This is a genomic window from Flavobacterium sp., assembly GCF_046293665.1.
GTDB lineage: Bacteria > Bacteroidota > Bacteroidia > Flavobacteriales > Flavobacteriaceae > Flavobacterium.
Genome location: NZ_JBKBOL010000007.1, coordinates 1 through 22,068 on the forward strand (window position 1 = coordinate 1; position 22,068 = coordinate 22,068).

Genomic DNA, 22,068 nt, shown 5'->3' on the forward strand with positions numbered 1-22,068 from the left:
GTGATAACAATAACCCTGGCGATATGCAAGAAGTATTCAATTTAACGTTAAATGCGAATTACATCTTAAATGGTGATCCAAGTTTGACATTGCATTATTACCACAGCCAAGCAGATGCTTTGGTACCGCAAAATGAGATAATGAACCCTACAGCTGCTTTAGTAGGAGATGTTGACCCAGCCGAGCAAAGTGTATGGATACGAGTAGAGAATAATAGAGTAGACTCTTTTGGTAATCATTGTTTTGTACTAGTGGAACAACCTTTAACGGTTAATCCTTTGCCGAATGTAGCTATTATAGTAGATTATCAAATTTGTGAGGCGGATCCATCGGGTGTGAATGATGGCTTTGAAGTTTTTGATTTAACCACACAAACAGCGTCATTATTGGCCAACAATCCAACTCCGCCAACTTACAGTGTGGTGTTTTATGAAGATGCCGCGATGACTATTGAAATAACCAATCCAACGACTTATACCAACCTTAGTAATCCACAGACGATTTATGTTCAAGCCACCAATGATGCTACTGGCTGTCAGAGTGTAGTAGGTCAGTTTAACATTTTGGTCAACCCAAAACCGAGTATCAACATTGTTATGGGTGATATGAGAGAGTGTGATAATGTTGATGGGGTGAATGATGGTATGATGTTGTATCTCCAAAATCCGGCTAATGCCCAGGCGAGTTTGGCCGGTTATATAGATGATTTGTTAGGACCGACGCAAACAGCCCCAACTTACATTGTAGAGTTTTATTATAACAGTCAGTCAGATGCTGAGTCGGGTAACTCTGCCAATGCACTAACCGGTTTAGATACTTATCAAGTGCAAACGGGTACTTATTGGGTACGCATTGAGAATACCATAACGGGATGTTATGTATTGGATTCTTTTGATGTTATTATTGAGCAATTGGCAGAGCCAATTATCACGAGCAACACGGGTAGTAATATAGCTTGTGTTGTCTACAATACTGTAGCTGTAACCAATAATTTGATATTAGACAGTGGTATTACGGCGCCTAACTATACCTTTAATTGGTATGCAGACGGAGTATTGATTCAGGGCGCTAACTCGAGTACCTATCCCGTAACGGATATTGCCTCAGACAGTGTTATTTACACAGTTGAGGCAGTTAGTATTGACCCGCCATTGTTGGGTTGTACTTCATTGATTGATGCAGAAGCGACTTTTGAAGTTGTTCGTTCAGGACCGGCGACAAATATTAGTTATACTGTGACTAATGCTTTTGCAGAGAATCAGATAATTACGGTGAGCTATGAAGGTTATGGCGTTTATGAATACAGTTTGGATGACGGACCAAGACAAGTGAGTAATGTGTTTGAGAATGTTCCTATAGGAGAACACACTATCTATGTTTGGGATGTTAGAGATTCAAGCGGTTATTCTTGTGGAGTAGAATTTATCTCCGGAGTTCAGGTGATTGATTATCCACATTACTTTACCCCGAATGGTGATGGTATCCATGATACATGGAATGTGAGAGGATTGGAGAGCTTCTCCGGGATGACTAAGATTTACATCTTTGACCGTTATGGCAAACTGTTGAAACAAATCAGTTCGGCAGGAGAAGGATGGGATGGTACCTACAACGGACAGCCATTGCCTTCAACGGATTACTGGTTTACGGTGGATTATCCGGAGCAAGGCGGTATGAAGCAATTTAAAGCACACTTCTCGTTGAAACGATAAGAATTACACAAATAAAGAAAGCCACTCAATTGAGTGGCTTTTTTGTTGTGATGCTCTTAAACAAGCTTAGGATGACAAAAAAATACTAAGAAGCAATTATGTGATGATTAGCCCCGATTGCAGAGGAAATCCTTTTTATTGATTTGAAGAAAAGCCCTTCGACTGCACTCAGGGTGACAAAGCAATAAAAAGATTGTAGCGGAAAGCGGGAGCAGTAGTGAAAGAAAGCAGGATGGTTTGCTCCTAACCTGAGCGAAGCGAACTGACGTAATAAAATAAAAAAACGCCACATGATTTATTTTTTAACGTTTTTGTTTTATTGAAATTACTGCTGAGCACTTGATAAAATTGAGATTTTTAAAATCGTATAATAAATTTTTAAAAAAAAATGTTAATTCTGAAACAACCGTTTCAGAATTAATTATATCTTTGTCCCAGAAATTAAAATACCATGGCACGCAGTGTTGAATTTAATGAATGTGAGATAATAGAAAAAGCTATGAACGTCTTTTGGGAAAAAGGCTATCACGGTACTTCTATGCAGGATTTAGTAGATGCCATGCAGATTAACCGAAGCAGTTTGTACAATACCATTGGAGACAAACATTGTTTATTTATAAAATGTGTAACTGTTTATGCCGAAGCCGGTTTAAAGGAAACACAAGAAAAAGTAGCTAAAGAAAAATCGGCATTACAGGCGTTAATCAATATCATTCGTGATAAAGCAGCCTGGGTTGTAGATTCTGAAAAAGGGTGTTTGGGGATTAAAACGGTTTTTGAAATAGCTCCCGAAGATATAGAGGTTAGGAATGTGTTAACTAAAAGTAGCGTATTATACCGAGAGTTAATGACCAACCTAATCCAAAAAGCGATAGATGATGGTGAGTTGGATGGCAGTGAAGATGCCTCTTTATTAGCAGAATATATCATGACGACATTTACCGGTTGGAAACAGGCTTTTATTTTAAACCAAGATCCAATTATTATCAAAAAAATGTCTGAATATCTTATTAAAAGTATTACCCGATAATACTTTTTTTTAACAATAATTCTGGAACAATCATTTCAAAAAATGACTGTTCAGAATAACTATAATAATTATAAAAAACAGCTTTAATTCTGGAACAATCGTTTCAGAATGAATAGTTTAACAGTAACTAAATTTTTAATAAACAGCTATAATTCTGGAACGTTTATTTCAAAAAGAGCACATGAAAGCAACAATAAATAAGAATCAAAAACAAAAAACAATAACTATCAAAACAATCATTATGAAGAAAGTAATTACCTTGAGCTTAATGGCTCTATTTTTAGCCAGTTGTGCCGACAAAAATGCAGGCGCACCTGCAAGCGCACCGGCCACTTTACCGGTTTTAGATATCGCTTACCAATCAACGACTACTGATACTGAATATCCTGTTGCCATCCAAGGCAAAACAGATGTTGAAATTAGAGCACAAGTTAGCGGTACTTTGGATAAGATTTATGTGGATGAAGGGGCTTATGTAACTGCAGGACAGCCTTTATTTAAAATTAATGATAATCCTTACCGTCAGCAGTACAATAATGCAACGGCTAGTTTAAATGCTGCTGAAGCTGCAGCTATTAATGCGCAATTGGAAGTTGAAAAACTTTTGCCATTGGTTCAAAACAAAGTGGTCTCAGACTATCAGTTGAAAACCGCTAAAGCGAATTTGGCGATTGCCAAAGCAACGGTAGCACAATCAAAAGCGGTTCTGGCCACAGCCCAAATCAACTTAGGTTATACTGTCATTAAAGCACCGGTTAACGGATACATCGGCAGATTACCAAGAAAACAAGGGAGTTTAATAAGCCCGGCTGATCCAGAAGCTTTGACCAAATTGTCTGATATTAAAGAAGTGTATGCTTATTTTTCATTAAGTGAAAATGATTTTATAAACTTCAAATCACAATACAAAGGCAATTCAGTGAATGACAAATTAAAAGGATTAGCACCAGTCTCATTAGTGTTATCCGACAATACCATTTATGCCGAAAAAGGAAAAATCGATATGGTTGATGGCCAATTTGATAAAACTACCGGAGCCATTACTTTGAGAGCCAAATTCCCCAATGACAATGCACTATTGCGTTCCGGAAATACCGGAAGAGTAAAAATCAGCATGCAACACCAAAATGCTATTGTGGTTCCACAAGAAGCTACGATTGAAATTCAGGACAAAATTTATGTATTCTTAGTGGATAAAAAGAATGCAGTTACCAGACAACCTGTAGTTGTTTCTGCTAAAAGTGGAACCGATTATTTAATCAAAGAGGGCATTGCCACCGGAGACCGAATTGTACTTAAAGGCTTTGAAAATCTGCCTGACGGTGCAACCATCATTCCAGAGAATTCTAAAAAAGTAGTCGCCAAAATTTAATAAGACAAACTAATTCATCCTTATCATGTTACAAAAATTTATTGACAGACCAGTGCTGTCAACAGTCATCGCTATACTTATTGTGATCCTAGGAGCCATAGGCTTAAAGGCTCTTCCGTTGCAGCAATTCCCCGATATTGCGCCACCGTCAGTGCAAGTTGTTGCCCTTTATCCGGGTGCCAATGCAGAAACAGTTTTACGTTCGGTTGCGCCTTCTTTGGAAGAAGCCATCAACGGAGTTGAGAATATGAGTTATATGAGTTCAACGGCCAGTAATGATGGTTCGCTCGTAATTACTGTCAATTTCAAGTTGGGCACTGATCCGGACCAAGCTTCGGTAAACGTACAAAACAGAGTTTCGCAAGCAACAAGTCAATTACCGGCTGAAGTGGTTCAGGCCGGAATACAAACTACCAAAAAACAAAATAGTTTGTTGATGGTAGTCGATTTATATACCGAAAATGAAAAACAATACGATCAGACGTTTTTGACCAATTATGCACAAATCAATATTATCCCTGATCTTAAAAGGATTCCGGGTGTAGGACAGGTTATCACTTTTGGAGGAAACAAGGACTATTCAATGCGTGTTTGGTTGAATCCGGCCAAAATGGCCAATTATAATTTGACACCAAGAGAAGTAATTGGCGCCATTCAAGATAAAAACTTGGAAGCAGCTCCGGGTCGATTTGGTGAAGCTAGTAAAGAAGCCTTCGAATATGTAATCAAATACAAAGGAAAATTAAACAATTCCGGTGAATATGAAAACATTGTAATTCGTTCTAATGCTGACGGTTCTGTGTTGCGTTTGAAAGATGTAGCCCGTGTAGAATTAGGTTCCTACACTTATGCCAGCAGCACCAGAATTGATGGAAAATCAGGTTTGAATATAGGTATTTTCCAATTGCCGGGTTCTAATTCAAGCGATGTGCAAATTGCCATCAAAGAAATGATGGAAAAAGCCTCAAAAGATTTTCCAAAAGATGTAAAGCACTTAATTCTTTACAATACCAAAGACTCGTTAGATCTTTCCATTGCTCAAGTAAAATCAACTTTAATTGAAGCTTTTATTTTAGTATTTATTGTTGTGTTCTTATTCCTTCAGGATTTTAGAGCGACTTTAATTCCGGCCATTGCGGTTCCGGTTTCTATTTTAGGAACGTTCTTCTTTATGCAGATTTTTGGTTTCTCCGTGAACCTTTTAACCCTTTTTGCCCTTGTATTGGCCATTGGAATTGTCGTCGATGATGCTATAGTCGTCGTCGAAGCAGTACACGAGAAAATGCACAGTAAGAAATTGTCAGCCAAAGCGGCTACAACTTCGGCGATGAGTGAAATTACAGGCGCGATTATCTCGATTACTTTAGTGATGTCGGCGGTATTCTTACCAGTTGGATTTATGGAAGGTTCTACCGGAGTTTTCTACCGTCAGTTTGCCTTTACTTTGGCGATTGCGATTGTGATTTCTGCCGTGAATGCATTGACTTTGAGTCCGGCGCTAGCTGCTTTATTCTTAAAAGATGTGCCTCATGATAACCATCATCACGACGATGAAAAGCCCAAAAACTTTAAAGAAAAATTCTTTATCGGATTCAACAGCGGGTTTACAAAATTAACTAACCAATATGTAAACAGCCTTCGCTTTTTAATCAAAAACAGATGGGTAAGTTTTGGTGGATTGGCTGTTGTGATTGCTGCAACGGTTTATATGGTAAAAACAACGCCAACCGGTTTCATTCCTTCAGAAGACCAAGGATTCATTGCGATTTCGCTATCAATGCCGGCCGGAGCTTCATTGGAACGAACTCAAAACGTAATGAAAGAAGTAGAAGGTCAATTAGGCAACATGCCATCCAAAAAAGTACTGAATGTCATTTCAGGTTTTAATTTGTTGACTTCGTCTACTAGTTCTTCGGCCGGAGTTGCGTTTATTTTATTGAAGCCAGCCAAAGAGCGCGGCGAACTTCAGGATATCAATGACATCATGAACGATGTTCGAGGTAAATTAGGAACCATAAAAGGGGCGAATTTCTTTGTGTTTACGTTCCCAACTGTACCTGGTTTTAGCAATGTGGATGCTTTGGACATTGTATTGAAAGATAAAACCGGAGGAAGCATCAGCAAGTTTAGTGGTATCAGCACACAGTTTATCGGCGAGTTGATGAAACGTCCTGAAATAGCGTTTGCCTTTACCAGTTTCAAAGCTGATTTTCCACAATTGGAAATGGAAGTCGATGATGTAAAAGCCGAACAATTAGGCGTGAATGTTAGAGACATTCTCCAAGCGATGCAGACTTATTATGGTAGTGCACAAGCCTCAGATTTTAACCGTTTCGGAAAATATTACCGTGTAATGGTTCAGGCAGAAGCGGGAGCAAGAAATAATCCTGAAACCATGAATAATATTTTTGTCAAAAATAGAGCAGGTGAAATGGTACCGGTAAATTCACTGGTAAAACTAAAACCGGTAAACGGTGCTGAAACGGCTTCAAGATATAATTTGTTTAATTCTATTGGAGTTAATGCTATAGCCAAACCCGGATTCAGTTCTGGTGCTGCCATTAAAGCGGTACAGGAAGTGGCCGAAACCAAGTTGCCAAAAGGCTACACTATCGAATTTTCGGGCTTGACCAATGAAGAAATCACTTCTTCCGGACAATCAGCCGTAATATTCGGATTGAGCTTGCTATTTGTCTTCTTCTTATTGGCAGCACAATATGAAAGCTATATCCTTCCGGGAGCGGTATTGTTGTCGATACCAACAGGAATCTTTGGAGTATTTGCAGCCATTGGTTTGACCGGCATAGAAAACAATATTTACGTACAAGTGGCGCTAATTATGCTTATAGGATTGCTTGCCAAAAATGCCATTCTGATTGTAGAATATGCCGTGCAAAGAAGAAAAGCAGGAAAATCACTTTTGGCTTCCGCTTTAGAAGCCGCCAAATTACGTTTGAGACCAATTATTATGACTTCATTCGCCTTTGTAGTTGGATTAATTCCGATGATGCGTGCGACAGGTCCATCAGCTTTGGGTAACCATTCGATTAGTATTGGTGCTGCAGGTGGAATGGTTTCAGGAGTATTGTTAGGGATATTTATTATTCCGGTGCTGTTCATTGCATTCCAGTATTTACAAGAAAAAGTGACAGGAAAACCATTGGCAGTTTTGAATAATGAAAAACAAGCTCAAGTATAATTACAGAAAAATTAAGATTATGAAACTATATATAAAAATAAGTGTGTTGGTTATGCTAATGATGGTCAATTTTACCTCATTGGCACAGCACTCGAGCGAAAGCGAACTGGCGAAGCAAACCGCTAAACCTGAAGTTCCGGAGAATTTCAGAAATGTTACCAAAGCAGATACGACCAACATAGCCGATATCAAATGGAAATCTTTCTTTGGAGAAACTGATTTGGTCAAATTAATAGACGAAGCTTTGGCTAAAAATAACGATTTGCAAATAGCCGAAAAGAATATAGCGATAGCCAATTTGCAATTCAAGCAAACCAAATGGGGTAATGCACCACAAGTAAATGCTTATGCGAATGCCACAACTACCAGACTTTCAGACAACAGTTTGAACGGGATTAGTACCAATCTGTTTTTAGGCAAAAGTCATATTGAGGATTATTCAGCAGGCTTAAACCTGTCTTGGGAAGCTGATATTTGGGGCAAAATCCGAAACAGAAAAAAGGCAGCGCAAGCGGCATATATGCAAACGGCTGAAGCAAAAAAAGCATTACAAACTACAATAGTAGCTTCTGTTTCGAATGGATTTTACGACCTGTTAATGCTCGATGCGCAATTGGCTATAGCCAAAAAAACATTGGAACTAAATGACAGTACTTTATTTGCAGTCAATTTACAATATGAAGCAGGAAATATCAATTTATTAGGTAAACAACAAACCGAAGCACAAAGATTAATTGCGGCTCAATTGGTACCTGAATTGGAGAAAAATATTCAATTACAAGAAAATGCTTTAAGTGTTTTATCCGGCACTTTTCCGGAAGCCAAAGCAAGAGCCAGCAAGTTGGAAGCTATTGAAGTAAGAGAAAACTTGTCTGCAGGAATTCCATCGCAATTGTTGAGCAAAAGACCGGATGTGAAAAGTGCGGAATTGGCTTTAAAAGCAGCGAATGCTAAGGTTGGAATTACAAAGGCCAGTTTGTATCCATCGTTAAATATTACCGCTGTTGGTGGTGTGAATTCTTTTGAATCGAGCAATTGGTTCAATATTCCCGCTTCTTTATTCGGTTCGGTTGCCGGCGGATTAACAGCACCTTTGTTAAACGGAAAAAAACTAAAAACGCAATATGAAGTAGCCAAATTGGAACGTGACCAAGCCGTGATTCAATTCAGACAAACGGTTTTAGCAGCTGTTGGCGAAGTGTCGAGTGCTTTGGTAAAAATTGACAAACAAACACAACAATATACAATTGTAACTGAGCGAGTAACTACTTTACAAAAAGCGGTGGAGAATGCGAATTTGCTTTTCAAAAGTGGTATGGCGACTTATTTGGAAGTGAATATTGCCCAAGGCAATTTATTGCAAGCCGAATTGGAGTTGGCTTCCATCAAGAAAGAAAGATTAGCAGCCAATGTCGAATTGTATCGTGCTTTAGGCGGAGGCTGGGAATGATTTTAAGTATAAACCAAAACAAAATTAACTATGAAAAATATAACTTTTTTTGACCACATGAAATGTATCGTGAGAAATGATTGTAGCCCGATTGAGAATCAAAAAGCCGAAATTAAAAAGCAAGGCTCGAGCCTAATGGGCGAATTGGCAAAGCCAATCAACACTGAAAATGTAAAACAAGATACAGTATCAAAACTAAATGTTTACTTATTTGATATAGACCAAGTCTTTGCTAATTGATTTAAATAATAGAAAAAGAAAATAGTCCGTTGAGAATGAAACCGTTTGTTAAGTAGCGGTTAGAAAGATTGATAGGTGATTATTTTTTGTTGGAGTCCCGGCGTGATGAACCGGGGCTTTTTTTTTGTTGAATTAGAGAGTGAAATATATTCGATAACTTTGTGGCTATAGTCAATGCAAAATAGTGTCTTATGAAAATATATATTGCCCTTCTTTCCTTTTTTCTTTGCAGCTGTCAGGAAACGCATTCTGAACTAACCATGCTTTGTAAACTTCCCAAACACCTCAAAGAGGTTTCGGGTATGCAATATGCCAAAGACGGAAACTTTTTTTATGTGATTCAAGATAGTGGAAATGGCAGCTTTTTATATGAAATCGGTTTGGATGGAAAAGAAATTAAGGATGCGCTTATTGGTGTTGAAAATATTGATTGGGAAGATTTAGCGTCGGATAAAGAAGGTAATTTATATTTTGGAGATTTTGGCAATAACAAAAACAATAGAAAAAATTTAGGCATTTACAAAGTCAGCAAAGCAGCCATTCAGGATGAAACTATGATGCCCTCGCCGGAGTACAAAGTATCGTTTTATTATCCGGAGCAAACCGAATTTCCACCATCTAAAAAGGAATTACTTTACGATTGCGAAGCTTTTTTTGAACTCAATGGTTTCTTCTATTTGTTTACTAAGAATAGGAGCAAAGGCTTTGATGGTACAACCTTAATTTATAAAGTTCCTAATAAAGAAGGCCATCACGCCGCGCAATTATTAGGCAAATACAAAACCGGAGAAGACTATAACGATAGCGCCATTACCGGTGCAGCCATCAGTCCGGATGGTTCCAAATTTGTTTTGTTGAGTCATAGTAAAGTTTGGTTGTTTGAGAATTTCAAAGATGATGATTTTTTGAACGGAACAATTTCCGTGTTGGAATTGAACCATTATTCTCAAAAAGAAGCTGTTTGTTTTAAAGATAATAATACCCTTTTAATTGCGGATGAAAAAGACAAAAAAACCGGTGGCAATGTTTATGAAGTCAACGTGGAAAGTTTAAAAACCAAACCCTAAACCAAAAGCAATTCGGGCATTATCAATCTCACTTTTGAAATAAGTTATTCTAGCCGTTACAACGCCTAAACCATTCAGCCATAAACCGCCGCCATAGGATTTGTGCCAAGTGTTGGAGTTTTCGCCATCGAGCCAAACTCTTCCATAATCAAAACCGCCTAAAATGCCGTAAGACATTGGCACTAAACTACCACTGATTTTGCCTAAACTCAATCGCAAATCGCTGCTGTTAAAGAATGATTGTTGGCCTAAAAAACGCTCGTTTCTAAAACCTCTCAAATCATAATCACCACCCAAAGTAGCACCTTGATAGAATTCGAAATTGTCATTTAGAATCGCTTTCCCTTTGAAAAGTGTTGCGAAAACCAGTTTGCCGTTTTTGTCGATTTTGTGATTAAAATTCCATTTGGCTTCCAGTTCGGTGAAGTTTTTTCGACTTTCGTTTAAATTCATTTTCCAACCTCCGGAGATTAAGAAGCCCATCCCTAAGGTTGGATTCGAAACATTGTCATAATTTTCAAAACTGTATTGCAATTTTCCGCCTGCGAATTGTTGGTAGTCAAAAACTTCAGGATTTACAATACCCGGAATATTGACAAAACGATCGGTAGTTCTTTCGACTTCTATGTTTTCAAATGAAGTTTGCAATTTGATTTCACTACCATATTTTCCAACTTTCTTGATTGAAGGTTCAACTTTGATCATTTGTATCCGTACTCGGTTGTAATCCATGCCTAAATCATCGTCATTATTAACCGTTTCGTTTCCGTAGCCAAAATAATTGATGGCAAAATTCGGACTTGTAAAACGCGTGTCTAAATCAAAATCCCATTGGCCTAAAACTTTCGGGAACTTGGCAGCATAATAAAGTTCAAATCCGTTAGTGGCAAAGTAATAAAACGCTTTAAAAGTGTGCTTTTGCGTATACGGATTTTGCTTGAAACTGTAATTCGTATAGTTCAACATTCCGCCAATTTTTACGCCATCATCCGGATTAAAACCTATGCTAGGCAAACCGGTCCAAGCATTGAAACGCGGTTTTTTGTAGTCGTACAAATTGGTTTCATAATCATCGGTCAAAATGGTTTTGGTTTTCGAATCGGTTTCGAAAGTGTTTTGCTTTGATTTAAAATCATAAATCACCACTTTTCTTCCTTTTTCAACCTTGTAATTATCATGATTTTGTCCGCCGATTAATCTGATTTTAATGGTTGACTTTTCGTTGCCGTTTACTACAAATAAATCATCATCATCCAAACCGTAAACCCAAACTTCATTGGTTTGCTTACCCGAAATGGTTTTAGTTTGCACCAATTTTTCGCCTTCTTTTCTCAGTCGGAATTGTTTGATTTTGGTTTCGTTACTGGCTTGGCGAGTGATTTCAAATTTGTCTTTGTCTTCAGTGCCGACAATTACAACGGTTTTTTGCAATACATTATAATATTCTGAAGCATATTTTTGCAAATCGTTCTTTCTGATTTTTAATTTGGCCTTGATGCTTTCAATCGTTTCATCTTGCATTTCCTTTGGCAGATTTTGGAATGCGTTGGCTATGTCATTTTCGGATAAATGGTCTTGAATGTATTGGGCTTCTTTAATCCAATCAGCTTCAGTTGCCGTTTTCAAAAACGTAATATCCAAAGGATAAGGTTCGCGGTTGAACCATTTTACATTTTTTATTCTTTCTTTGAAAGTTTGCATGTGACGCAAATCGGGAATGTTCATTACAATCGCCAATAAGGCTCCGTCATATTTGGTAAACGCTTGATCTCGGTCACGCGGAATCGGTTTGTAAATCGTTTTGTTGTCGCTTTTGTATTCACCCCAACGCCATTGGTCAAAATGTCGATCCCAATCGCCAATCAGCATGTCAAACAAACGCGCACGGATATAAGCACTTTCATCGACTTGGTTTTTTTCGCTCTTTTGTAATTTTTTAAGCAAGTCGTTGGTACTGATAATAGCGTCAGGATTACCAAAGGATTTTAGGTCCTTTTGCGAATCCGTTGGACGTTCTTCCACCATGTACAATTCATCACCAAAATTGTCATTGAATTTACCTAAAGTATTTTGTTTCGGAATGAAATAAAGCTCCGGATTACTATGACTGACGCCAATTTTATCGGCTAAATCAGCTACAGCAAAAGGTGTATACGGATGCGAAGTAGTATAAAAATCCAACAAGAAATTCTCCGCATAAGTATTCTCAAATTCCTTTTCTACATATTGGTCTTTAAACGCGACTGATTGTAAAAAACGCGAAGCACTTTTTTTCAAAGCACGCATTACATATTCTCTATCATTTAGATCTTTAAGGCGAAGGGATTTGGATTGGTGTCCGCCACCGGCTTGCATGGGTTTTAATCCGCCGAATAAAGTATCTAGGTTGACTGTTTTCACTTCAATTGGAATACTGTAATAATCTTTGAAATGTTTGCCTAAGAACCAATTGTGAAACCAACTTTTCGTAGTCATTTCTTTGGTGTAAACTGAAGCCAAAGTCGTTTTTGGAAATTGATTTGGGTAATTGACTTCCGAAGTTTTTGTTTTTTTGTGGATAGATGTTTGCCACAACAGTTTTTCGGTTTTGTTTTCAATACCAAAATAACTAATGAACATTTCTTCGTTTTTGTCAATAGTAATCTGCGCATAACCATTGCCACCATAAGAGAAATCATTCTTGCCAACCGCTCGTGCCGCTTCGGTTTTTGAACCTGAACCGCTGATGATTTGCGTGATGTTGTTTTTCTCTAAATATTGCAAATTATGGTCATGACCCGAAACCACTACTACATTGTCTTGACCTTGTAATAAAGCGGTGATTCGTTTGATGTAAACTTGATAAGCTTTATTCTGCAAATCTTGTGGACTGATGCCTGAAGTTTTTCGAGTGAGGTTTAAAAAGCTTCCTAAAATTGGTAAAGGAAACTTACTTTCAAATGGAAACAATTGTTTTTCCCAAGAAAATTGACCGCCATGCGTTCCGTTACTGAGTAATGGATGATGTAGTGCAATGATTTTAATCTTATCTTGATTTTTATTCAGTACATTTTCGAGTTCTTCAAAAAAGCCTTCTCGGGTTTTGATTTCGCAATTGTCATTAATCTTCGGATGGTTTTCCCAATCTTCTAAAAACCATTGGCTGTCAATGGTAATCAAGACAATATTTTTAGTGATTTTTAGGTCATCAATAGCGCAGAATTTTTTGGGTTGAAAAGCGTTTTTGTCCTTTAAAAATTCATTCACAAATTGGGCTTCGGCTTCTAAACCTTCTAAACCGCTGTACCAATCGTGGTTTCCCGGAATGAAAATAGTTTTGCCTTTAAAATTTTTGGTGATTTGCAATTGGCTGTTGATTTTTTTGGCAGCCGATTCATACTCGGGATGATTTTGGTCTGCAGGCATTCCAATAGGATAAATATTGTCGCCTAAGAAAATTAGTGTGCTGTTAGTGTTTGCTTTATTTAACCTTTTTTCTAGGTTAGAAAGCGTTGCATTGGTTGTGCTGTCGCCGGCATTTCCTGCATCGCCTATAAGGTAAAAAGTATGGGTTGCATTTATACTATCAGTTGTTTCGACAGTAACTGATTTATTGCTATTTTTGTTGTATTGTGGTTGCTGTGTAGCACAAGATTGTAGTAATGCCAAGAAGCATACTACGACAAAAAATATACAATATTTGCTTGTATCACTGTTGATACAAAACAATTTCATAACTTGGATTTTACTTTTGCCAATGACCATTTTAGAACAAGCCGAAGATTTTGTCTACAAATTACTCAAAGATAAGTTATCTGATTCATTTTTGTACCATAATTTTGACCATACTTTATCCGTGGTAAATGCGGTGAAAACTATTGCTATCGCTCAGAAAGTTAGCGAAAAGGAATTGGAATTATTGCTTCTCGCCGCTTGGTTTCATGATACAGGATACACGAATTGTTGTGATAATCATGAATCGGTTGGGGTTAATATTGCTGAAAGTTTTCTAAAAGAAAGAAATTATAATGAAGCTGACATTGCCAAAATTTGTTCTTTAATCAATGCGACCCGAAAGAGTGCAACACCGACAACTGATTTGGGAAAAATCATACGAGATGCCGATTATTTTCATTTGGCAGACAAAGATTATTTATCAAGTGCGGAGTTTTTAAAACAAGAATTAAAATCTACTTTAAACATTGATTTCACCGATTTAGAATGGGCCAAAGAAAATTTAAATTTTCTCACCAATCACCATCGGTTTTTTAGTGATTATGCACTACTGCATTGGCAACCCAAAAAAGAAAAGAACATTCAAAAGCTTCGAAAAAGAATCAACCAACTTGAAAACAACAGCATGGAAACAGCACCTAAATCCAAAAAGCAAAAAGAGAAGGAAGAAAGACCTGATCGGAGTATTGATACCATGTTCAAAATCACGCTGACGAATCACATTCGATTGAGTGAAATTGCCGATAGCAAAGCCAATATTTTATTGTCGGTGAACGCAATTATTATTTCAATTGCGCTTTCGACTATTGTGCCCAAATTAGACAGTCCGGGTAATGTACATTTGATTGTGCCGACTTTTGTTATGGTGTTATTTAGTGTGATTTCAATCATTTTTGCGATACTTTCTACCAAACCTAAAGTTACCTCCGGCAAGTTTAGCCGTCAAGATATCGAAGACAAAAAAGTGAATTTATTGTTCTTTGGTAATTTCTTTAAAATGCCATACGAAGAATACCAATGGGCTGTGAGCGAATTATTGAAAGACAAAGAATATTTGCACAATTCGATGATTAAAGACTTGTATTATTTGGGTATAGTGTTAGAAAGAAAATACCGTTTATTGCGTATTACGTACAATATTTTTATGGTGGGTATCATAGTATCGGTGATTGCTTTTGTACTTGCTTTTAGGAATGCGCCTATGTAGTAATCTGATGCGCCACTTTTACGCGTATGCCTTTTAAGCCGGAAACTCCTTGAAGTTCTTCTACTTCAAATTGTTCTACCGTTGGTTCTAAAATCTCTTTAAATTGTAAATATTTGATGTAATCCATGTATTCTTTTTTCTCGCTGGCGTGAGAATAAACTATGGTTATCTTTTCTTTTTCGGTAATGCGTTCCTGGGTTCCTTTGATGAAGGCTTTGTCGATTCGCTTTTTTACGACTTCATATCTTGCATTGTAAGTGCCGTCAACGTCAAAGCGTTTTTCATCCATACGGAAACGAATAGAAATAGGTGAACTAAAGACCAAGATCAGTGACGTAACCTCCAAATGATAAGGCAGTTCAGCTTTCATTTGATGGTGCTCTAATTCCATTTCGCACATCGTTTGCAATTGCCAAAGTCTTAAATTGTTGAGATAAATTTTGTCGAAAGGCTTGTCAGGAGCAATAGAAGCACCGATATAGAGATTATGCTCAACGCCATCAGTTTTGAATCGTTCATAATAATGAGGGAAAATTTGTTGGGCTTCTAATTGTTTTTCGTCCAAAATAGATGCTAACTTTTTGTTGACTTTAGTTAGTGCGTTGTCAAATTTCTTTCGCGCTTGGTAAAACATGCCGGTTTTTTCGTCAATCTTTTCAAAATACTTTTTGATTAATACTTTGCCTTCTTCTGAGGCAATATCCGGGTTGATAATCGGATGGATTTCGCTCTCAATATAGCGCTGCATGATTTGCTCTGAATCTGCTTTTAAAGGCAAATTAAGTTCCTCAATAAAAGAATTCAGTTCAAATTTTCGTTGTTCCAAAATCATTAAGTTGGCTTGAGATTCTTGGCTTTCAATAATGGCAATTAAGGAATCTAATTGTTTTTTCAAATCCAGTTTTACGGTATGATTTCGGTGTTCGGAAGAACCTTTGATGTCTATTTCGCCAAACAAAGGATAAACTTCTTTAAAGACTATTTCTTTAAAGATATACTCTTTGGATTGAAAAGCCGTTCGGATGTATTTTTGCGCTTCTCTTCTGAATTTCCAGTAAACGCTTGAGTGAATTGCGGTATATTCTTTTTGGATTACGGCTTCAATTTGGTTTTGTAAATCGAGGCGATATCGGCTCATGGTATCGACCAGATAAGGCAATATCAAATCGAGTTTATTGGCATTGATGCTATTAAGTGCTCGTGGTTTTTCTGAGGCTAATTCGAAAACGCCCAATAATTCATTGTCTTTGACTACCGGTGCCAATAGGCAACTTTGAATGTTTTGACTTTTCAGGTGCTTCCCTAGTCCTTCGTTTCCTTTTTTAGTGGAAAACGTATCTATGTTTGAAATTATGAAAATTTCCTTTTTGTCAATAATAGCTTTAGAAAAGCAGTCGTAAAGTTTGTTTGAGCATTCGGCTTCTTCGGCTTCATTTAGAATAAGGCTTTGAATTTTGTCCTTGTTGGCATTAGGTCGAATAAACTTTTGCTCTTCCGGATCAAAAATGGTCAAGCCTATCCTTAAATCGGGGATTCTGAATATAGACCTAAAAATAGATTGGAAGTCTTCTTCTAAATCTTCCTCATGGTTATCGTTAGCTTTTAATAAATTGGTCTTCAATGTCGAAACTGAACTTTCGGTCGTGGCATCGTACAGTTGCACAATACCAAATCCTTTTAATATCCAACTGTCTGCAGGGAATTTTTCTTTCCAAAGGGTAATATCATCAAAATTATCAATCAGTTGGTCGATGTCTTCTTGAGTTAGTTTAATGGCTCTTTCTGTGGGAATGATTTCGATAAAATCAGCATTGTATAAAATGCGATAATGTTTCATGATGCCGTTGCTATCGGGAATATCGTAAAATAAAGGATTTGTGAAATCTATATTTTGTTGGTAATGATCATTTAAAATCAGACAACAATTCATAATATAGAAAAGATCATCTTCAAAATCACGGATATTCATGTCAAAATCGACTCCGGCCGCGTTTAAAATCTTTTTAAATCGTTCGGTATAATTAAAGGTGATGTTGTGAAACGGAATGGCTACCGCTTTGATTTCATTGTGTGTCAATGCCGTTGGAAACAAATCGGCTAAAAGATTTTTGATTAAATCTTGATGGTCGTCAATCAAGGATAAATCTTGAATTCCTGTTCTGAATTCAGGTAAACCAGCTATTTCTTTTAGTAAAGCTTTAGCATAGTTAGCTCTGTAATCTACATTAGAATTGGCAATGCTTTCGAGTGTTTCAATTAGTTTGTGAAACGAAATTTGAGTGATAAACGGGCTGTCGTATTGTTCTAATTTTCTTTTCATTTTGACCTACTAAAAAGTAGTGTAAAGGTATGGTAATATTTGAAAACTGACAATTGAAGTTTAAATGTGGTTTGAATGTAACTCAGCCATCATTAGTTATATTTTATTGTTGCAAGTCAGATTAAACTATTTGTAAACAAGTGCGGATTTTTTATCAATTTAGATTAGTTATTTTACACAAAAGTCAGCATCAGTTAAAAAGTTGGTATCACTATCGGTTGAAAGTTCATGTAGTTTGGTAGCCAAAATCATATTGGCACATTTGGCAATTTTGTTTGCGGGGTAACTAATGCCAGAAAGTCTTTGCATTGCGATTTTTGCACTATCTCCTTCATTAGAATTATTTGATGCTTTGTAAGATTATATTCTGGTAAAAAACGGAGAATAGTGTAGTATTCCAATCAATAATTTGGTCTTTTACCTCTTTTAAATCTATTCCTAGAGCTTCTAAATGATCAATAGTGTGGTAGTGTCTTTTAGGTTTTGAATATTTAGTAAATATTTCCAACCAGGGGTTATTGGCTAATTCGTGGTCTTTGCAGTGTTTACTAATGAGCTGTAGAAATGTTTTTATTAACAAGGTAAGATAATGAGCAGGCAAATATAGATCGAAATCTGTTGCTTGATTCAATTATCAGAAATATTGAAAACATTTACTTTTCTCTCACATATTTACCAAGTATGTAATCAGTAACTGGTTTCAAACTTTTTTTGGTTATGGGATGGAATCCTGGATTATTAAAAAACTCTAGTTCTTCTTTAACTTTACAATACCAAACTACTGCTTTTCCACCCTTAAAGAAAGTAGTGGTGTCATATACTTCAATCTTTCTTAAATCTAACACTTTATGGTCTTTAGGTTCAATCACAGCCTCCGAATAAAGACCATTAATTTCACTATCGCATTCCAATAATTCATAATGGTCATTTTGCCATTGCATGCATTGCTTTTCAGGCAAAACCAAATCATTCGCTGTATAACCAATAGAGAATAAAGCAGTAAAACCAAGTAACCAGAAAATTAATTTCTTTTTTCGTTCTGATTTCTTTTTAGTAGATATCTTGATTTCTTCATTTTCGTCTTTTACATCTGCTACAGTCTTCTCTTCAATTACAGCATCTTTTTGTCCATTAATAAACCTTACGAATTTCAAAAAAGGTCTTGGTGAGAAATCGACCAAAATAGCGGCTAAATTTATTACTTCTACATCATTACTATCTGTAATACCTTTTATAAAATTCTCTATAGTTCTGAAACGATCTGTTTCGTCTTTTAACTTATTTCTATTTTCAGGTTTAAACTCAAATCCCATAAAAATTTTAAAAGTGTTGAGATCGTCAGAGGTTACATTTTCTTTCAAACGCTCTACACACAACTTTCTCAAATTAGCCCTACTGGGTTGTAATAAAAAACTAGAATAGTAGCCTTTTTTTTCTTTTTCATAATGCTGTTTGACAGCCTTTTTATATGATTCTAAGTCGTTTTGTTTCATGATTTGTCAGGATTTTTCAGGAAAAGTTGGGAAACATAGGAAATACCGGAATTCCCTATAAACACTTATACAAAAACCCCATTCCTTTGTCTCAGAATTAGTTCTTGTTCTACATCGCGATAGAACAAATGTACAAAACTACTTCTTAAAAAGTGACGCTTAACAGGACTGAATTTTTATTCGGGAAGTATAATCAAACGGTTCTGTAATAGCGCACTTCACTTCCCAAAATAGTATTTCGAATACTCAAAATTCCGCATCGGTTATAGCCTTTGCAAGGGCTTCGGGCAGTACCCGAATAGCCACAACTATGTCCAATTTTAAAATGTCAAAATCATGAAAAAAATACTTTTATTTTCGTTTTTTATCCTGTCGTCAATAGCGATGACATCTTGTACTGCTGATGAAATGCAGGCACCAACTCAAAACCAAACTGCCGATGATACCGGAGGTCAACATGGTATTCCAACACCACCACCGCCACCACCACCGCCACCGGCAATGGGAGGTGGTAAAACAATGTAATTTAAAGATTTGCTTTGCAACTTAAAATTATTTAATAACTTCGGGAAATGATACGTGAAAAGTTACATTTCCCGATTTTGTTTTTGTTACTGCTCGCATTTACAGGTTCCTGTATAGATTCACCTGTGAGGAACTCCGAAAAGTATTATACAACAAAGGATAAGGCAGAAGCCTTTTACTCAAAAGCACAATTAGATAGTGCCTATCTTTATTACAATCAGGCAAAAGAAGCCAGTCAAGACAAAACCGGTGATGAATATGGGTATGTTTTGCTTCAAATGGCAACTGTTCAACAATATATAGGTGATTTTTATGGAGCTGAAGAAACCATAACTGAAGGATTGGCTCATTACAAAGGAGAGATTTACAAACCTTACTTTTACCAACTTTTGGCTGTCACTTATGATAAACAAAAGAAATATGAGGACGCTTTACCTTATTATGAGAAAGCTTATGCAACCTTTAAAGATGATACGGCAAAAGCCATAACAAAGAACAATATAGGGCTCAATTTTCTTGAAAGAAACCAATTTGTAAAAGCCATCCAGTTGCTCAAACCGCAATTGAAAGATCCTTTTCTGCAAAATAAAAAAGTTGAAGTTGCGCGTGTTTTGGATAATATTGGGTATTCTCAATTCAAATTAAATTCTGACGAAGCATACAGTAACCTTTTGAAGGCTTTCCAGTTAAGAGATAGTTTAAGCGATTATAATGGACTGATAGCTTCAAACCTCCATTTGTCTGAATATTTTAGTAACGATGAAGCACAATCTAAAAAGTATGCTGTCAATGCACTTATTGCTGCTAAAAAAGTGAACAGCCCGGATGACATACTCAATGCCCTGCGATGGCTGATTAAAAATAGTGAGCCAGTAACTGCAAAAAAATATACTGTTTCTTTTTTGAGATTGAACGATAGTTTATCATCGGCAAGGATTTCTGCTAAAAATCAGTTTGCAAAAATAAAATATGATTCTACTACAGCTCTTAAAAACCTCGAAATTCAAAAACAACAAAAGCAACTCTATTTTATTCTTTTCCTATCAGTGGTTTTACTGAGTATACTATTGTATTTCTTAATTCGTTCGAAGAATAAGAATAAGTTAAAAACCATCTCCTATGCAACAGAAACACGAATCTCGAAAAAGCTTCACGACGAACTCGCCAACGATGTCTATAATGCTATGACCTTCGCTGAAACTCAAGATTTACAACTTCCGGATAAAAAAGAAGTACTGATTGATAACCTCGACAAGATTTATAACCGAACACGAAATATTTCCAAGGAAAACAGTAGCGTCAATACGGACGAAAAATTTGAGAATGATTTAAAAGAAATGATTTCAGGCTATAGTAGCAGCGAAGTAAACGTCATAACTAAAAATCTAAATACTATTTCGTGGTCAAACATAACTGTCGAAAAAAAGATAACAATTTATAGAGTGTTACAGGAATTATTGGTTAACATGAAAAAACATAGTGAAGCCAATTTAGTGATGCTTAGTTTTGAAAGTACACCAAGATTTGTTGAGATACAATATACAGACAACGGAAAAGGAATTGACAATGATCATTTTTCAAAAAAAGGACTGCAAAATGCGGAAAACCGTATTCACGCCGTGAAAGGAACTTTTATTTTTGACCAAGAAACAAGTAAAGGTTTCAAAGTCACTATTCAAATACCAAAGTAAATTACTATGTTTAAAAGAGTATTAGTTGCCGAAGATATAGATAGTATTAATATTGGCGTAATTCAGGCACTGAGTGAATTAGGAATTGTCCATATAGACCATGTTAAATATTGTGATGATGCTATTTTAAAAGTAAAAAAAGCAATTTTAGACAATACACCTTATGATCTTTTTATATCTGATTTGTCTTTTGAGCAAGATCACCGTGACGTAAAGATTAAAACGGGTGAAGAAGCTATACAACAAATCAGGATATTGCAACCCAAACTAAAAATCATTGTCTATTCCGTTGAAGATAAAAGTTTCAGAATTAAGACTCTTTTTGAAGAGTCACAGATTAATGGCTATATCCAAAAGGGTAGAAGTAGTATTGACCAGCTTAAGATGGCTGTCAATCATATAATTCATAGCCAAGAACCTTACCTTTCCCCAAGTTTACAACACATTTTTAAAGATAATTCTAATCGCGAAATTGACAATTATGATGTTCAAATCATCAAACAATTATCCATTGGTATTACCCAAGACGAATTAGAATCAAGATTCAAAGAACTCGGAATAACTCCCAACAGTAAAAGTACTATCGAAAAAAGAATCAGTAAACTCAAAGACCACTTCAGAGCCAACAATACGGTTCATCTCATTGCTATTGCCAAAGATTTAGGAATAGCTTAATTATCCCTTTTTATTTTTTATGGCCTTTACGGAAATCCGTAAGGATTGCAATTGTATTGAATTTAATTTTGACAAATAGATTGACTGCATTTCGGTTGCAGACCTATGGGTTAAAATTGTAAAGTTTTGGACATAAGAGTAATCATAAAAATACATGAGCTTTTAAAAGCGAATAGAGCAGGTAATTCCATGGATATTTCATTGAAGTTGGGAATTTCTGTTCGTTCTGTATATAATTATTTGACCTTTATGAAAACAGAACTCAATGCCCCAATTGCCTACAGTCATCAGACTAAGAATTATTGCTACGAAAGAGAATGTGAATTAAATTTTAGAGGTTAGTTTGTAAGATAAATTTAACTATGTTTGTATG

Annotated in this window: 15 protein-coding genes; 11 read left to right on the plus strand and 4 right to left on the minus strand. The window is 36.3% G+C overall.

Annotation, left to right across the window (positions count from 1 at the left end; translation table 11 throughout):
- From ACK4R1_RS10560 to ACK4R1_RS10590, 7 genes are all read left to right on the plus strand, one after another.
- Positions 1-1,712: T9SS type B sorting domain-containing protein (locus ACK4R1_RS10560; protein WP_409686627.1), on the plus strand; the 1,712-nt coding region annotated here is incomplete at its 5' end.
- A 451-nt stretch (positions 1,713-2,163) separates the two neighbouring features.
- The gene (locus tag ACK4R1_RS10565; protein WP_409686629.1) at positions 2,164-2,742 is read left to right on the plus strand and encodes a TetR/AcrR family transcriptional regulator; all 579 of its coding nucleotides are present in this window, start codon (positions 2,164-2,166) and stop codon (positions 2,740-2,742) included.
- 241 nt (positions 2,743-2,983) lie between these two features.
- On the plus strand, positions 2,984-4,114 hold the full coding sequence (locus tag ACK4R1_RS10570; protein ID WP_409686631.1) for an efflux RND transporter periplasmic adaptor subunit: 1,131 nt from the start codon (positions 2,984-2,986) through the stop codon (positions 4,112-4,114).
- Between the two features lie 25 nt (positions 4,115-4,139).
- Positions 4,140-7,313: an efflux RND transporter permease subunit gene (locus ACK4R1_RS10575; protein WP_409686633.1), complete on the plus strand. Its 3,174-nt coding sequence runs from the start codon at positions 4,140-4,142 to the stop codon at positions 7,311-7,313.
- Positions 7,314-7,332: 19 nt separating this feature from the next.
- Positions 7,333-8,763, plus strand: coding sequence for an efflux transporter outer membrane subunit (locus ACK4R1_RS10580; protein ID WP_409686635.1), 1,431 nt, complete (start codon positions 7,333-7,335; stop codon positions 8,761-8,763).
- Positions 8,764-8,793: 30 nt separating this feature from the next.
- Positions 8,794-9,003: a hypothetical protein gene (locus ACK4R1_RS10585; protein ID WP_409686637.1), complete on the plus strand. Its 210-nt coding sequence runs from the start codon at positions 8,794-8,796 to the stop codon at positions 9,001-9,003.
- 191 nt (positions 9,004-9,194) lie between these two features.
- Positions 9,195-10,070, plus strand: a complete 876-nt coding sequence (locus ACK4R1_RS10590; protein ID WP_409686639.1) for a hypothetical protein — start codon at positions 9,195-9,197, stop codon at positions 10,068-10,070.
- Here ACK4R1_RS10590 and ACK4R1_RS10595 read toward each other — a convergent pair.
- Positions 10,053-13,784, minus strand: coding sequence for a metallophosphoesterase (locus ACK4R1_RS10595; RefSeq protein ID WP_409686641.1), 3,732 nt, complete (start codon positions 13,782-13,784; stop codon positions 10,053-10,055). The two genes, ACK4R1_RS10590 and ACK4R1_RS10595, sit on opposite strands and share 18 nt — an antisense overlap.
- 22 nt (positions 13,785-13,806) lie before the next feature.
- Here ACK4R1_RS10595 and ACK4R1_RS10600 point away from each other — a divergent pair, with 22 nt between their 5' ends.
- Complete coding sequence (locus tag ACK4R1_RS10600) at positions 13,807-14,991, plus strand: Pycsar system effector family protein (RefSeq protein WP_409686643.1); 1,185 nt, start codon at positions 13,807-13,809, stop codon at positions 14,989-14,991.
- Here the strand turns inward: ACK4R1_RS10600 and ACK4R1_RS10605 are convergent.
- The 3 genes from ACK4R1_RS10605 to ACK4R1_RS10615 form a co-directional block, all read right to left on the minus strand.
- Positions 14,984-17,311: a GAF domain-containing protein gene (locus ACK4R1_RS10605; protein WP_409686644.1), complete on the minus strand. Its 2,328-nt coding sequence runs from the start codon at positions 17,309-17,311 to the stop codon at positions 14,984-14,986. The two genes, ACK4R1_RS10600 and ACK4R1_RS10605, sit on opposite strands and share 8 nt — an antisense overlap.
- Positions 17,312-17,479: 168 nt before the next feature.
- A complete protein-coding gene (locus tag ACK4R1_RS10610; protein ID WP_409686646.1) occupies positions 17,480-17,620 on the minus strand; it encodes a hypothetical protein in 141 nt (46 codons plus the stop codon).
- Positions 17,621-17,964: 344 nt separating this feature from the next.
- Entirely contained in the window at positions 17,965-18,804 is an 840-nt protein-coding gene (locus ACK4R1_RS10615) for a hypothetical protein (protein WP_409686648.1), read from the minus strand.
- A 336-nt stretch (positions 18,805-19,140) separates the two neighbouring features.
- Here ACK4R1_RS10615 and ACK4R1_RS10620 point away from each other — a divergent pair, with 336 nt between their 5' ends.
- From ACK4R1_RS10620 to ACK4R1_RS10630, 3 genes are read left to right on the plus strand one after another with little or no spacing between them, the layout of a single operon-like run.
- Complete coding sequence (locus ACK4R1_RS10620; RefSeq protein WP_409686650.1) at positions 19,141-19,329, plus strand: hypothetical protein; 189 nt, start codon at positions 19,141-19,143, stop codon at positions 19,327-19,329.
- Positions 19,330-19,376: 47 nt separating this feature from the next.
- Positions 19,377-21,020: a hypothetical protein gene (locus ACK4R1_RS10625; RefSeq protein ID WP_409686651.1), complete on the plus strand. Its 1,644-nt coding sequence runs from the start codon at positions 19,377-19,379 to the stop codon at positions 21,018-21,020.
- A 6-nt stretch (positions 21,021-21,026) separates the two neighbouring features.
- Positions 21,027-21,695, plus strand: coding sequence for a response regulator (locus ACK4R1_RS10630; RefSeq protein ID WP_409686653.1), 669 nt, complete (start codon positions 21,027-21,029; stop codon positions 21,693-21,695).
- Positions 21,696-22,068: the final 373 nt, after the last annotated feature.